The following is a 13,675-nucleotide window of genomic DNA, read 5'->3' as shown; positions in this document are numbered from 1 at the left end:
AACTCGGCAATCAAGCCCGATTGACTGACAATTGATGCTTGCTAGCTAGTGTATCTTCTGGCGGGCTAAAATGATGGTTTTTGACAGAACCGATGGGGCGATATGGCAGGTCACAGTAAATGGGCGAACATTCAGCATCGCAAGGGCCGGCAGGACGCCAAGCGAGGCAAGCTCTGGACTAAAATCATCCGCGAAATCACGGTCGCGGCTCGCGCAGGTGGCCCAGATCCAGAGGCCAACCCTCGCCTCAGACTGGCGTGGGATAAGGCTACCGCCGCTAATATGCCAAAGGATAATATCCAGAGAGCGATTGCACGCGGCGCTGGCACTGGCGAAGGTGACAATTATGATGAAATCCGCTACGAAGGCTATGGCATCAGCGGTGCGGCCGTTATTGTTGACTGCATGACAGACAACCGAACGCGTACTGTGGCTGAGGTACGGCATGCTTTTACCAAGCACGGTGGAAATCTGGGGCAAGATGGTTGCGTGGCGTTTATGTTTCGCCATGTCGGTCAATTTCTATTTGCACCGGGAACCTCAGAAGATGACGTGATGGAAGTTGCGCTAGAGGCTGGTGCTGATGACATCGTGACTGATGAAGAGGGGGTTATTGAGGTTATTTGTGAACCTGGCAAGTTCGGTAGCGTCAAAGCCGCGCTAGACGCCAAGGGACTGACCGCCGACATGGCCGATGTCATCATGAAACCAGAAAACGAGGTAGAACTTACCGGTGAAGATGCCATCAAAATGCAAAAACTGCTCGATGCGCTAGAGGGCCTAGATGATGTACAAGAGGTCTACACCAACGCCGTTCTGCCAGCCCAAGACTGAAACTACCGACAAGGAATTTAGCGCATGCACAAACTGTTAGTGATTGGCTCAGGCGGCCGAGAACATGCCTTGACCTGGGCGCTATTGCGCTCCCCAAAGGTCAGTCATGTGTATGTCGCGCCAGGTAACGGCGCAACAGCCAGTATGGCCAAAGTCACCAACGTGGCGTTGTCATCCCCGACTGAGCTTGCCAAGTTTGCTAAGGACCATGATGTGTACCTTACTGTCGTCGGACCCGAGGCGCCATTGGCGGCAGGCGTGGTGGACGCTTTTCAAGCGCAAGGTTTACGCATTTTTGGCCCTACCCAAGCATGCGCCCAACTCGAAAGCTCAAAAGATTACGCCAAGGCCTTCATGAAGCGTCACGGCATTCCAACAGCAGCTTATGAAACGTTCACGGATCCGGCAGCAGCACATGCCTATATCGATGCACAAGGCGCCCCGATCGTTATCAAAGCCGATGGCTTGGCAGCCGGTAAAGGTGTGGTGGTTGCAACAACGCTCGATCAAGCCCACGCAGCCGTGGACAGCATGTTGGGTGATGGCAGCTTGGGAGCCGCGGGCGCAAGGGTTGTGATAGAGGCCTGCCTGACTGGAGAAGAGGCCAGCTTTATCATCATGGCTGATGGCAAACACATTTTGCCGCTAGCCAGCAGCCAGGATCACAAACGTCTAGGCGACGGCGATCAAGGCCCCAACACGGGTGGCATGGGAGCTTATTCGCCAGCACCCGTGGTGAGTGCAACGATTCACGATCGAATCATGCGTGAAGTCATCCTGCCAACCATCTCAGGTATGCAAGCAGATGGCTTACCCTACACCGGCTTCTTGTACGCAGGCGTCATGATTGGCGATGGCGATGATGCCACTCGCTCAATCGATGTGCTGGAATTCAACTGTCGCATGGGTGACCCTGAGACTCAACCCATACTAATGCGCCTGCGCTCGGACTTGCTAGAAGCACTGGATGCCGCGGTAGACGGCAGACTGAACGAAATCACGCTCGACTGGGATCCTCGCACTGCACTGGGCGTTGTAATGGCAAGCGCTGGCTACCCTGCCAAAGCTCGCACAGGAGACGTGATCACTGATTCAGGCGCTGATAAAGATCACAAAGACGTGGTTGTCTTTCATGCCGGCACATCACTACAAGACCAGAAGTTGGTCACTTCGGGTGGTCGGGTACTTTGCGTTACAGCCCTCGGTGACACCGTTCAGGCGGCTCGCGAGCTTGCCTACTCAAGGCTTGGAAGCATCAAGTTTGATGGTGCTCAATATCGCAACGATATCGCTTGGCGAGCACTGACATCATGACTGAGCACAACCCGCACGCGATAACCCAGGCAGCCGATGTGCCCCGTGTACATTCCTACCTGATCAATTTGCAAAATACCATCGTCAATGCCCTTCAAACGGTGGACGGCAACGCCTTTGCGATAGATGAATGGACGCGTGAGCAAGGCGGCGGCGGTATCTCTCGCTATCTCGAGGGTGGCACTGTGTTCGAGCGTGCCGGCGTGTTGTTTAGTCATGTCAAAGGCGATACGCTGCCCGCGTCCGCCACAGCCCACCGCCCCAACGTGGCGGGCCGTTGCTGGGAGGCCATGGGCGTATCCATGGTGCTGCACCCAGACAATCCCTATGTGCCCACGACACATATGAACGTGCGCATGTTTGTGGCGTACGCCAAGCCCGATTCTGGGGAGAATGACATATTCTGGTTCGGTGGCGGTATGGATTTAACCCCCTACTATGTGTTTGAAGAAGACGCCTGCCACTTTCACCAGACCTGTAAAACTGCGCTTGATCTTCACGATCACTCACTGTATCCGGCCTACAAGCAGTGGTGTGACGAATATTTTTATCTCAAACACCGGCAAGAAACACGGGGGATAGGTGGTGTGTTCTTTGACGACCTGAGTGATCGCGGTTTCGAGGGTTCATTTGCCGTGATGCGCGCGGTTGGTGACGCTTTTATTGACGCTTACCTCCCAATCGTCGAGCGTCGGCGCTCAATGCCATACAGCGTACGAGAAAAGGACTTTCAAAGATATCGTCGTGGACGCTACGTCGAATTCAATCTCGTGTTTGATCGCGGAACGCTATTTGGGCTCCAATCGGGCGGTCGGACTGAATCGATCCTACTTTCTATGCCCCCTGAGGTAACTTGGCGTTATAACTGGCATCCGGAAGCTGGCAGCCCCGAATCTCGTCTGTATGATTACCTCAAACCCAGGAATTGGGTCTGATGCGTATCGGATTACTCGGCGGCAGCTTTGATCCGGTGCATAAGGCGCATATCGAGCTCGCCAAAACCGCCCTGCGTGACCTGGCGTTGGACCAAGTGCAATTGTTGCCGGCGCGCCAGCCCTGGCAAAAGCCGATCCTGTCAGCCAGTTGCGAGGACAGGCTGGCCATGGTGGAGATGGCCATCAGCGACACCCCTGGTCTAAGCGTCAATCCGGTTGAGCTGAATCGGCCCGGTAAAACCTACACGATCGACACCTTGACCACATTGCCTGCGGATCATGACTATTTCTGGATTCTAGGGTCAGACCAGCTACAAAACTTCCCCACATGGCATCGCTGGCAAGACATTGCCAGTTTAGTGACGTTGGTTGTGGCGCATCGTCCTGGGGCCGTGCTGCTACTGCCGGACGAGCTCCAAAAGCAGGTAGATGCTGGTCAGGCCCACGTCCAGGTGCTTAATTTTAGGCCGATGGATATATCTGCCAGCCATTTGCGCCATGCAATTAAAGCCGGCGAGTCGACAGAACATTGGCTCGATCCGAGGGTGGCTGCCTACATTGCAGACAACCATCTTTATCAATCTGAAGACAAGCCTTAAGGGCTCAGCATCGAGTAACATTGAACTCATGGATATTAAGAAACAACAGCGTGCGGTGGTTGATGCTCTTGAAGACATCAAAGCGCAAGACATTCAAGTCTTTAACACCGAAGAGCTCACGAGCCTGTTTGACCGAGTGGTAATCGCCACGGCCACATCAAACCGTCAGACGCGGGCACTGGCAAATTCTGTAGAGGACAAGGCCCGAGAGCTTGGTATCCCCGTGATTGCCACTGAGGGCGAGGAAACTGGCGAATGGGTGCTAGTCGACCTAGGTGATGTGGTCGTACACATCATGCAACCTGCTATCCGACAGTATTACAACCTCGAGGAAATTTGGGGTGGCAAACCTGTGCGCATGAAAATCGGTGGACCTCCACCCTCAAAGCGCGCCGTCAAAACACTCTCTCAAACTGTGACCAAAGCACCTGCTAAAAAAACCACTAAAACTGCCGTTAAAAAAACGTCCAAGAAGGCTGCTTCCCTCAAAGGCGCATGAAGCTCACCATTGTTGCGGTCAGCCAGCGCCCACCTGACTGGGCACAACAAGCGTTTGACACCTATGCCAAACGATTACCGCCCGATTGGCAACTCGACGTTAAAACCATCAAACCCGCTGATCGCCAAGCCGGCAAAACCGCGACTCAGAACATGGCGATTGAAGCAGAGCGAATTGAAACAGCCCTTAAACAAACGCAGGGAGTGCGCATTGCATTGGATGAGCACGGCAAATCGCTTACCACCGAGGCATTTCTCAGACTGTTAAAGACACAGCAAAACGATCACGGTGGCGTAATTTTTGTGATTGGTGGTGCAGATGGGCTCGACAGCCAATTTAAGGCAAGTTGTCCCCTCAAGATACAACTATCGGCAATGACGCTGCCACATGCTTTAGTCAAGGCATTCCTGGCCGAACAGATATACCGGGCTTATTCCATCGACACCGGACACCCATACCATCGGACCTAGGCCATGTGGACAAACCAATCAGATCGACTCATCCTAGCGTCGGCTAGCCCGAGAAGGCTCCAGTTGCTTGAACAAATTCATGTACCTGTCGAGCAACTCGTTGTGCCAGCAGACGGGGAAGACGAGCCTAGACTCAGTGGCGAGCGTGTGACTGATTACGTCACCCGCACTGCCCGCGACAAACTAATCCGCACACAACATTACTGGCGCGAGCAACATCCAAGCCAGCCCCTGCCCCCAATGCTTGCAGCAGATACCACGGTTGCCATGGGACAAACCATTCTGGGCAAGCCGTTAGACGAAATGGATGCCAAACGCATATTGACCGAACTTGCCGGAAAAACTCATGATGTCTACACAGCGGTAGTTCTGTCACATGACGGCCAGCTGCATGAAGCCCTAGCACATGCCCGTGTTGAAATGGACACTTTGACAGAACCCGAGATTGATCACTACGTCGCTTCAGGTGAACCATTCGGCAAAGCAGGCGCATACGGCATTCAAGGCATAGCTGCCGCTTATGTCAAGAACATCGAGGGCAGCTACTCCGCTGTGGTGGGTTTGCCGCTTTTTGAAACTGCACAGTTGCTGAAACGAGCAGGATTGTACGTTTAGCGGACCTTAGACTTGCGGATCAATTTTGTTCGTAACTGCTTCAAATGCGGGCTACCAACGATTCCAGTGGCTAACGCCGTACCAAGCAAAATAACTCCAGTGGCCAGCAAAATCACGCCCGTGACCTCTTCCTCCAACCACATCCAACCCCAGAGAACCCCAAACACGGGAATTAACAAAGTCACCGTACTCGCTTTTGCAGGTCCAGCATTCATAACCAGACGATAAAAAATAATATAGGTCACACCGGTGCAAAGGATGGAGAGCATCAATAAAGCGCCCCAAGACCGCTGACTGATCTCTCCCTCAGGCCACATCAAAACCGCTAAAGGCCACAGCACCAGCGTCGCAGATAGCAAAGCACCTGTGGCCACTGCGATGGACCTCACGCCCATTAAATACCGATTGGTAAATGTCGATGACAGCCCATAGAACATAGGTGCAGCCACCGCGGCAGCCAGACCAAGTCCAGTCCCTATCAACTGATCCACCTCGAGCTCATCCCAAACCAGCAAGATCATTCCGCAAAATCCGATCACAAGACCAGCAATTCGCCACTTAGGCAGAATATCCTTTAGCCAGAGTCCCGCAAAAACGGCGCCCCACAAGGGTGTGGCAGCGTTAAGAATCGACAATACGCCGGCCGGAATCACAAATGCGGCATATGCGAGCAAAGTAAATGGTAAGGCGGCATTGATAATGCCTACCGTGAAGATCGGTTTCCAGTGACGAACCAAATCTGGCAAGGCGTGCCGCCAGAACAACAGAGGCAGTAAGACCAAAAGGCCGATACCGGTGCGCATGGCCATCAAAGCAAAAGGACCAAAATCTTCGACAGCCAGACTAATAAACAGAAACGAGCTGCCCCAAATGGCAGCTAGCAAAATGAGATCGGTGATGTCCTGCCCGCGCATAGGGCTTTAGTTTAGCGTCCGTGACAGTGGCAGAACAGCTGTAAAGAGACGCTGCGCCGATTGCTACGGTACTGGCAGGCCAGATTGTTGCTGAAATGAGTCAGTATGGATGAGGCAAACCGTCGGTGCCAAAGACAAACCCCCGCTTTGAGGGCGGGGGTTTGAGGGTAAGGAGCTTGACGATGACCTACTTTCACAGATGTACATCCACTATCATCGGCGCAAAGGCGTTTCACGGTCCTGTTCGGGATGGGAAGGCGTGGGACCACCTTGCTATGGTCGTCAAGCGTAAGCTTGGTTGCACACCTGCGTTGTGCGCAGGCATGCCAATTGGGGTCGAAGCACAGCGTGTGTGTGTTTGCTGGATTGATTTGGGTTGTGCGTTTTACTGCACGGTGTTGCATGTACTACGTTACTGAGCGGCACACTTATCACGCTATAACCTGCACAGTTATAGGATCAAGCCGCACGGGCAATTAGTATCGGTTAGCTCAACGCATTACTGCGCTTACACACCCGACCTATCAACGTCCTGGTCTTGAACGACCCTTCAGGGGGCTCTAGGCCCCGGGATACCTAATCTTCAGACGAGTTTCCCGCTTAGATGCCTTCAGCGGTTATCTCTTCCGTACTTAGCTACTCGGCAATGCCATTGGCATGACAACCGATACACCAGCGGTACGTCCACTCCGGTCCTCTCGTACTAGGAGCAGGCTCCGTCAAGTATCCAACGCCCACGGCAGATAGGGACCAAACTGTCTCACGACGTTTTAAACCCAGCTCACGTACCTCTTTAAATGGCGAACAGCCATACCCTTGGGACCGGCTACAGCCCCAGGATGAGATGAGCCGACATCGAGGTGCCAAACACCGCCGTCGATATGAACTCTTGGGCGGTATCAGCCTGTTATCCCCAGAGTACCTTTTATCCGTTGAGCGATGGCCCTTCCATTCAGAACCACCGGATCACTATGTCCTGCTTTCGCACCTGTTCGACTTGTCAGTCTCACAGTCAAGCACGCTTATGCCATTGCACTATCAGCACGATTTCCGACCGTACCTAGCGTACCTTCGAACTCCTCCGTTACACTTTGGGAGGAGACCGCCCCAGTCAAACTGCCCACCATGCACTGTCCCCAACCCGGATCACGGGCCAAGGTTAGAATCGCAAACAAACCAGGGTGGTATTTCAAGGTTGGCTCCACGCAGTCTGGCGACCACGCTTCTGCGCCTCCCACCTATCCTACACAAGCCGGTTCACAATCCAATGCAAAGCTGCAGTAAAGGTTCATGGGGTCTTTCCGTCTAGCCGCGGGTAGATTGCATCATCACAAACACTTCAACTTCGCTGAGTCTCAGGAGGAGACAGTGTGGCCATCGTTACGCCATTCGTGCAGGTCGGAACTTACCCGACAAGGAATTTCGCTACCTTAGGACCGTTATAGTTACGGCCGCCGTTTACCGGGGCTTCGATCAAGAGCTTGCACCCCATCACTTAACCTTCCGGCACCGGGCAGGCGTCACACCCTATACGTCGACTTTCGTCTTGGCAGAGTGCTGTGTTTTTAATAAACAGTCGCAGCCACCGATTCTCTGCGGCCCCTTCATGCTCCAAGCGCAGGCTCTTCACACTACCAGGGCATACCTTCTCCCGAAGTTACGGTATCAATTTGCCGAGTTCCTTCTCCTGAGTTCTCTCAAGCGCCTTGGAATATTCATCCCGTCCACCTGTGTCGGTTTGCGGTACGGTCTCGTATGGCTGAAGCTTAGAGGCTTTTCCTGGAACCACTTCAATCACTTCGTGAACCTAAGTTCACTCGAGCCACACCCTTGAATCACGCGCCCGGATTTGCCTAAGCGCCTTCTATAGTGCAGCAACAGGGACTTCCAACACCCTGATGACCTTCAGCAATCCGTCCCCCATCGCACCATACGACGGTCTTTGGAATATTAACCAGCTTCCCATCAGCTACGCATCTCTGCCTCGCCTTAGGGGCCGACTCACCCTGCGCCGATGAACGTTGCGCAGGAAACCTTGGACTTACGGCGAGGGGGCTTTTCACCCCCTTTATCGCTACTCATGTCAGCATTCGCACTTCTGATACCTCCAGCCTTTACAAGCCACCTTCGCAGGCTTACAGAACGCTCTCCTACCGCGTGTACAAACGTACACACCCGCAGCTTCGGTCTATCGCTTAAGCCCCGTTACATCTTCCGCGCAGGACGACTCGATCAGTGAGCTATTACGCTTTCTTTAAAGGATGGCTGCTTCTAAGCCAACCTCCTGACTGTCTATGCCTTCCCACTTCGTTTCCCACTGAGCGATAGTTGGGGACCTTAGCTGGCGGTCTGGGTTGTTTCCCTCTTGAGTCCGGACGTTAGCACCCGGTGCTCTGTCTCCCACGCTAATACTTGCCGGTATTCGGAGTTTGCCATGGTTTGGTAAGTCGCCATGACCCCCTAGCCATAACAGTGCTCTACCCCCGGCAGCAATACGTGAGGCACTACCTAAATAGTATTCGGAGAGAACCAGAAATTTCCAGGTTTGTTTAGCCTTTCACCCCTATCCACAGCTCATCCCCTAATTTTTCAACATTAGTGGGTTCGGTCCTCCAGCACGTGTTACCGTGCCTTCAACCTGGCCATGGATAGATCACCTGGTTTCGGGTCTACACCCAGCGACTATATCGCCCTATTCGGACTCGCTTTCGCTACGCCTGCCCTATTCGGTTAAGCTTGCCACTGAATGTAAGTCGCTGACCCATTATACAAAAGGTACGCAGTCACCCCTCAAGGAGGCTCCTACTGTTTGTATGCATGCGGTTTCAGGATCTATTTCACTCCCCTTCCGGGGTTCTTTTCGCCTTTCCCTCGCGGTACTGGTTCACTATCGGTCGATCACGAGTATTTAGCCTTGGAGGATGGTCCCCCCATCTTCAGACAGGATTTCACGTGTCCCGCCCTACTTGTCGTGCGCCTAGTTCCACCATCGTGATTTCGTCTACAGGGCTATCACCTGCTATGGCCAGACTTTCCAGACTGTTCAACTATCACAACGGCTAAAACGCACCGGCTGCTCCGATTTCGCTCGCCACTACTTTCGGAATCTCGGTTGATTTCTTTTCCTCGGGTTACTTAGATGTTTCAGTTCACCCGGTTCGCCCCACTGGACCTATGGATTCAGTCCAGGGTACCTACCTCACGGTAAGTGGGTTTCCCCATTCGGATATCTGCGGATCAAAGCTCGTTTGCCAGCTCCCCGCAGCTTTTCGCAGGCTGCCACGTCCTTCTTCGCCTGTGATCGCCAAGGCATCCACCACATGCACTTAGTCACTTGATCCTATAACCCTGCAGGCTCGCACCTGACAGACTTATAAGTTTTTTACTACTTTGCTGAGTTTTCGCGTTTGTGTGCCGTTCTTCCTTTCAAGGCTCTTTGCGTGTCTCCACACAAAGACTTGAGTAAGAACAAATTACTACTATGCAATCACAACCCGTATCCGTGCCTCTTCGCTTACCCAACCCCTGTAGGCCAGATAAACCCTTTGACACAAACACTTCTCGTTGTGCTTCTTCCCAATTGTTAAAGAACAAAGAGTTATTACCCTACTGATACATCGCGCACCGCGCGCCCGCCAATACAAGCGCCCTCACACAATGCACAGTCAACAACACAAGACCCGCTTGCCCTGTTCACTGCACACTGCACCGCCCACTGCCCAAACCTCACTGCTGCATCCGCCGCTTCACCAACCCACAACACACAAACTTGGTGGAGGATGACGGGATCGAACCGACGACCCCCTGCTTGCAAAGCAGGTGCTCTCCCAGCTGAGCTAATCCCCCTCTGTGTGTCGCAACCGCAGATGGTGGGTCTGGTTGGATTCGAACCAACGACCCCCGCCTTATCAAGACGGTGCTCTAACCGACTGAGCTACAGACCCAACCGACCCAGCATTTAACTCTCTATCCCAACCAACAACCGATAAGTGTGGACACCTGCCACCTAAGACACTGTGTGCATCGCGCAGACTCTGAAAGGAGGTGATCCAGCCGCACCTTCCGATACGGCTACCTTGTTACGACTTCACCCCAGTCATGAATCCCACCGTGGTAATCGCCCCCCTTGCGGTTAGGCTAACTACTTCTGGTGAAACCCACTCCCATGGTGTGACGGGCGGTGTGTACAAGACCCGGGAACGTATTCACCGCGACATGCTGATCCGCGATTACTAGCGATTCCGACTTCATGCAGTCGAGTTGCAGACTGCAATCCGGACTACGATCGGGTTTGTGGGATTAGCTCCCCCTCGCGGGTTGGCAACCCTCTGTCCCGACCATTGTATGACGTGTGAAGCCCTACCCATAAGGGCCATGAGGACTTGACGTCATCCCCACCTTCCTCCGGTTTGTCACCGGCAGTCTCATTAGAGTGCCCTTTCGTAGCAACTAATGACAAGGGTTGCGCTCGTTGCGGGACTTAACCCAACATCTCACGACACGAGCTGACGACAGCCATGCAGCACCTGTGTTCCGGTTCTCTTGCGAGCACTCCTAAATCTCTTCAGGATTCCAGACATGTCAAGGGTAGGTAAGGTTTTTCGCGTTGCATCGAATTAATCCACATCATCCACCGCTTGTGCGGGTCCCCGTCAATTCCTTTGAGTTTTAATCTTGCGACCGTACTCCCCAGGCGGTCAACTTCACGCGTTAGCTGCGCTACCAAGGCCCGAAGGCCCCAACAGCTAGTTGACATCGTTTAGGGCGTGGACTACCAGGGTATCTAATCCTGTTTGCTCCCCACGCTTTCGTGCATGAGCGTCAGTGTCATCCCAGGGGGCTGCCTTCGCCATCGGTGTTCCTCCGCATCTCTACGCATTTCACTGCTACACGCGGAATTCCACCCCCCTCTGACGCACTCTAGCTCGACAGTTAAAAATGCAGTTCCAAGGTTAAGCCCTGGGATTTCACATCTTTCTTTCCGAACCGCCTGCGCACGCTTTACGCCCAGTAATTCCGATTAACGCTTGCACCCTACGTATTACCGCGGCTGCTGGCACGTAGTTAGCCGGTGCTTATTCTGCAGGTACCGTCATCCACACAGGGTATTAACCCATGCGATTTCTTTCCTGCCAAAAGTGCTTTACAACCCGAAGGCCTTCATCGCACACGCGGGATGGCTGGATCAGGGTTGCCCCCATTGTCCAAAATTCCCCACTGCTGCCTCCCGTAGGAGTCTGGGCCGTGTCTCAGTCCCAGTGTGGCTGGTCGTCCTCTCAAACCAGCTACGGATCGCAGCCTTGGTAGGCCTTTACCCCACCAACTAGCTAATCCGATATCGGCCGCTCCAATAGTGAGAGGTCCTAAGATCCCCCCCTTTCCCCCGTAGGGCGTATGCGGTATTAGCTACTCTTTCGAGTAGTTATCCCCCGCTACTGGGCACGTTCCGATACATTACTCACCCGTTCGCCACTCGCCGCCAGACCGAAGTCCGCGCTGCCGTTCGACTTGCATGTGTAAAGCATCCCGCTAGCGTTCAATCTGAGCCAGGATCAAACTCTTCAGTTCAATCTCTGTTTGGTTGGCCTGCACCTATCACAGCACAGACCTCGCTTCACTCAAAGAAACAAACAAGTCATCTACCAAATCTCTCCAAAGAGACTTCCTTACCTTGCTTCTTCTTCGTGAGCACTTGCTATTTACTTGTGGTCATCGCGCCTCCAGATAGCCACCCCATGTCAAGTAAACCCAACACCAAGTCACTACCCAGAACACCCAACGCCTACAGACAACAAGTGCCCACACTTATCGGTTGTTTCGTTGTTAAAGAACGGAGTAGCCAGTAAGCTACTTTCGCAACTTGATTTTGCCTCGTTTCCGATGCGTTTGTTCAAGCAGCGAAGAAACGAGATTATGAACGCGTTTTTGGCGGTTGTCAAATTAAAACTCCGGGTTAGCCCGAATAGGGCTAGACTCTAATCACAGAGATCAAATCCTTTGAACAAAACAAAGCCCAAATGGACCCATCCACTGAAGATATCCTCATCAATGTCACTCCGTTTGAGACCCGAGTCGCCCTGGTCTGTCAGGGCACGGTACAAGAGCTTCATTTAGAGCGCAACATTCAACTCGGGCAAGTGGGTAGCGTTCGGCTTGGCAAAGTCGCCAGAGTGTTGCCGGGCATGCAAAGTGCATTCATCGACATAGGTCTTGACCGAGCAGCGTTCATTCACATCGCCGACGTACGCGAGAACCGACTAGAGCGACTTGCTGGCACAACCACGACACCGATTGAGAAATTGCTCTTTGAGGGGCAAACGGTGATGGTGCAGGTCATAAAAGATCCTCTTGGCACGAAAGGCGCTCGGCTCTCGACTCAGATCAGCTTGGCCGGGCGCTTGCTGGTGTATCTGCCACATGACCCACACATCGGGGTATCGCAGCGAATTGAATCAGAGCAAGAAAGACAAGTGTTGCGCGAGCGCGTGCAGTCACTGATGCCAGAGGACTGCAAGGGTGGTTTCATTGTTCGCACACAAGCCGAAGATGCCAGCGATGAGGCTCTAAAGACAGATATTGAATACCTGATGCGTCTGTGGCAAAACATTCAAACAAACGCGAAATCCTGCACGGTACCTGCCCTGCTCTATCAGGACCTGACATTACCCGAGCGCGTCTTGCGCGACGTTGTCAGCCCTAGAACTCACAGAATACTGGTGGACTGCGCGCAAACCGCACGCGACATGCAAGTCTGGGCCGATACCTATACGCCTCAGGTCAGCGCCAAGATCACCTACTACGAGGGAGAGCGGGCCTTATTTGATCTGGCCAATGTCGAAGAGGAGCTAAAAAGAGCGCTATCTCGCCGGGTAGATCTGAAGTCTGGTGGCTATCTCATTATTGATCAGACTGAAGCGCTCACTACCATTGATGTGAACACTGGCGGTTTCGTGGGCGGGCGCAATTTCGATGACACGATATTTAGAAACAACCTGGAAGCCGCTCACGCAATCGCCCGCCAATTAAGACTACGCAACCTAGGCGGCATCATCGTCATCGATTTTATAGATATGCATGAAGCTGAACACCAGCGCGCGGTACTGGACACGCTCAAACAAGCCTTGGCTCAGGACCGAACCCGCACAACAGTGAGTGAATTTAGCCCCCTCGGTCTTGTCGAAATGACCCGCAAACGCACACGCGACGCGTTATCACATCATTTGTGTGAGTCTTGCCCCACCTGCCAAAGCCGCGGCCAGATCCTCACCGCTCGCAGCGTTTGCTATGAAATCTTGCGCGAAATCATGCGTGAGGCACGACAGTTCAACCCACGGGAGTACCGTATCCTCGCGTCCCAGTCAGTGATTGACCTGTTCCTCGACGAAGAAAGCCAGCAGTTAGCCCAACTAAGCGAGCATATTGGCAAACCGATTTCTCTAGAAGTATCGACGACCTGCACGCAGGAGCAGTACGACATTGTGTTGATCTAAGGTCG

General features: G+C 53.3%; 9 protein-coding genes, 2 tRNA genes and 3 rRNA genes. 8 read left to right on the top strand and 6 right to left on the bottom strand.

Annotated features, from left to right (window positions below; genetic code table 11):
- The first annotated feature begins 102 nt into the window (after positions 1 to 102).
- Genes DHf2319_RS06445 through DHf2319_RS06415 form a run of 7 tightly spaced genes read left to right on the top strand, consistent with a single transcriptional unit; the run spans position 103 to position 5,266 of the window.
- Complete coding sequence (locus tag DHf2319_RS06445) at positions 103 to 834, top strand: YebC/PmpR family DNA-binding transcriptional regulator (RefSeq protein WP_243477318.1); 732 nt, start codon at positions 103 to 105, stop codon at positions 832 to 834.
- A gap of 24 nt (positions 835 to 858) precedes the next feature.
- Positions 859 to 2,148 (top strand): phosphoribosylamine--glycine ligase, encoded by a 1,290-nt coding sequence (gene purD, locus DHf2319_RS06440; protein ID WP_243477317.1) that lies wholly within the window; start codon positions 859 to 861, stop codon positions 2,146 to 2,148.
- On the top strand, positions 2,145 to 3,083 hold the full coding sequence (gene hemF, locus DHf2319_RS06435) for an oxygen-dependent coproporphyrinogen oxidase (protein WP_243477316.1): 939 nt from the start codon (positions 2,145 to 2,147) through the stop codon (positions 3,081 to 3,083). The genes purD and hemF overlap by 4 nt, the downstream gene beginning before the upstream one ends.
- The gene (gene nadD / locus DHf2319_RS06430; RefSeq protein ID WP_243480037.1) at positions 3,080 to 3,682 is read left to right on the top strand and encodes a nicotinate (nicotinamide) nucleotide adenylyltransferase; all 603 of its coding nucleotides are present in this window, start codon (positions 3,080 to 3,082) and stop codon (positions 3,680 to 3,682) included. The genes hemF and nadD overlap by 4 nt, the downstream gene beginning before the upstream one ends.
- Before the next feature lie 28 nt (positions 3,683 to 3,710).
- Positions 3,711 to 4,181: a ribosome silencing factor gene (gene rsfS / locus DHf2319_RS06425; RefSeq protein WP_243477315.1), complete on the top strand. Its 471-nt coding sequence runs from the start codon at positions 3,711 to 3,713 to the stop codon at positions 4,179 to 4,181.
- Complete coding sequence (gene rlmH, locus DHf2319_RS06420) at positions 4,178 to 4,651, top strand: 23S rRNA (pseudouridine(1915)-N(3))-methyltransferase RlmH (RefSeq protein WP_243477314.1); 474 nt, start codon at positions 4,178 to 4,180, stop codon at positions 4,649 to 4,651. Before rsfS ends, rlmH begins: the two co-directional genes overlap by 4 nt.
- Positions 4,652 to 4,654: 3 nt before the next feature.
- Positions 4,655 to 5,266: a Maf family protein gene (locus tag DHf2319_RS06415; protein WP_243477313.1), complete on the top strand. Its 612-nt coding sequence runs from the start codon at positions 4,655 to 4,657 to the stop codon at positions 5,264 to 5,266.
- On the opposite strand, the gene DHf2319_RS06410 is transcribed toward DHf2319_RS06415, so the two are convergent.
- The 6 genes from DHf2319_RS06410 to DHf2319_RS06385 form a co-directional block, all read right to left on the bottom strand.
- Complete coding sequence (locus DHf2319_RS06410) at positions 5,263 to 6,180, bottom strand: DMT family transporter (RefSeq protein ID WP_243477312.1); 918 nt, start codon at positions 6,178 to 6,180, stop codon at positions 5,263 to 5,265. The two genes, DHf2319_RS06415 and DHf2319_RS06410, sit on opposite strands and share 4 nt — an antisense overlap.
- A 174-nt stretch (positions 6,181 to 6,354) precedes the next feature.
- A 5S ribosomal RNA gene (gene rrf / locus DHf2319_RS06405) occupies positions 6,355 to 6,467 on the bottom strand.
- Between the two features lie 168 nt (positions 6,468 to 6,635).
- Positions 6,636 to 9,520, bottom strand: a 23S ribosomal RNA gene (locus DHf2319_RS06400).
- 430 nt (positions 9,521 to 9,950) lie between these two features.
- A tRNA-Ala gene (locus tag DHf2319_RS06395) sits at positions 9,951 to 10,026 on the bottom strand.
- Positions 10,027 to 10,047: 21 nt separating this feature from the next.
- A tRNA-Ile gene (locus tag DHf2319_RS06390) sits at positions 10,048 to 10,124 on the bottom strand.
- Between the two features lie 93 nt (positions 10,125 to 10,217).
- Positions 10,218 to 11,748 (bottom strand): 16S ribosomal RNA (locus tag DHf2319_RS06385).
- Together the 16S, 23S and 5S rRNA genes with 2 tRNA genes alongside form the textbook arrangement of a ribosomal RNA operon.
- Before the next feature lie 449 nt (positions 11,749 to 12,197).
- Here DHf2319_RS06385 and rng point away from each other — a divergent pair.
- The gene (rng, locus tag DHf2319_RS06380) at positions 12,198 to 13,670 is read left to right on the top strand and encodes a ribonuclease G (protein WP_243479956.1); all 1,473 of its coding nucleotides are present in this window, start codon (positions 12,198 to 12,200) and stop codon (positions 13,668 to 13,670) included.
- Positions 13,671 to 13,675 lie beyond the last annotated feature (5 nt).

It is taken from the genome of Orrella daihaiensis, assembly GCF_022811525.1.
Lineage (GTDB): Bacteria > Pseudomonadota > Gammaproteobacteria > Burkholderiales > Burkholderiaceae_B > Algicoccus > Algicoccus daihaiensis.
This window is presented reverse-complemented; position numbering and strand designations above follow the sequence as displayed.

Excerpts from the sequence above, each read along its gene's own strand:
- rsfS (WP_243477315.1), top strand. The coding sequence starts at position 3,711 with ATGGATATTAAGAAACAACAGCGTGCGGTGGTTGATGCTCTTGAAGAC.
- DHf2319_RS06445 (WP_243477318.1), top strand. The coding sequence starts at position 103 with ATGGCAGGTCACAGTAAATGGGCGAACATTCAGCATCGCAAGGGCCGG.
- hemF (WP_243477316.1), top strand. The coding sequence starts at position 2,145 with ATGACTGAGCACAACCCGCACGCGATAACCCAGGCAGCCGATGTGCCC.
- rlmH (WP_243477314.1), top strand. The coding sequence starts at position 4,178 with ATGAAGCTCACCATTGTTGCGGTCAGCCAGCGCCCACCTGACTGGGCA.
- DHf2319_RS06410 (WP_243477312.1), bottom strand. The coding sequence starts at position 6,180 with ATGCGCGGGCAGGACATCACCGATCTCATTTTGCTAGCTGCCATTTGG.
- purD (WP_243477317.1), top strand. The coding sequence starts at position 859 with ATGCACAAACTGTTAGTGATTGGCTCAGGCGGCCGAGAACATGCCTTG.
- rng (WP_243479956.1), top strand. The coding sequence starts at position 12,198 with ATGGACCCATCCACTGAAGATATCCTCATCAATGTCACTCCGTTTGAG.
- DHf2319_RS06415 (WP_243477313.1), top strand. The coding sequence starts at position 4,655 with ATGTGGACAAACCAATCAGATCGACTCATCCTAGCGTCGGCTAGCCCG.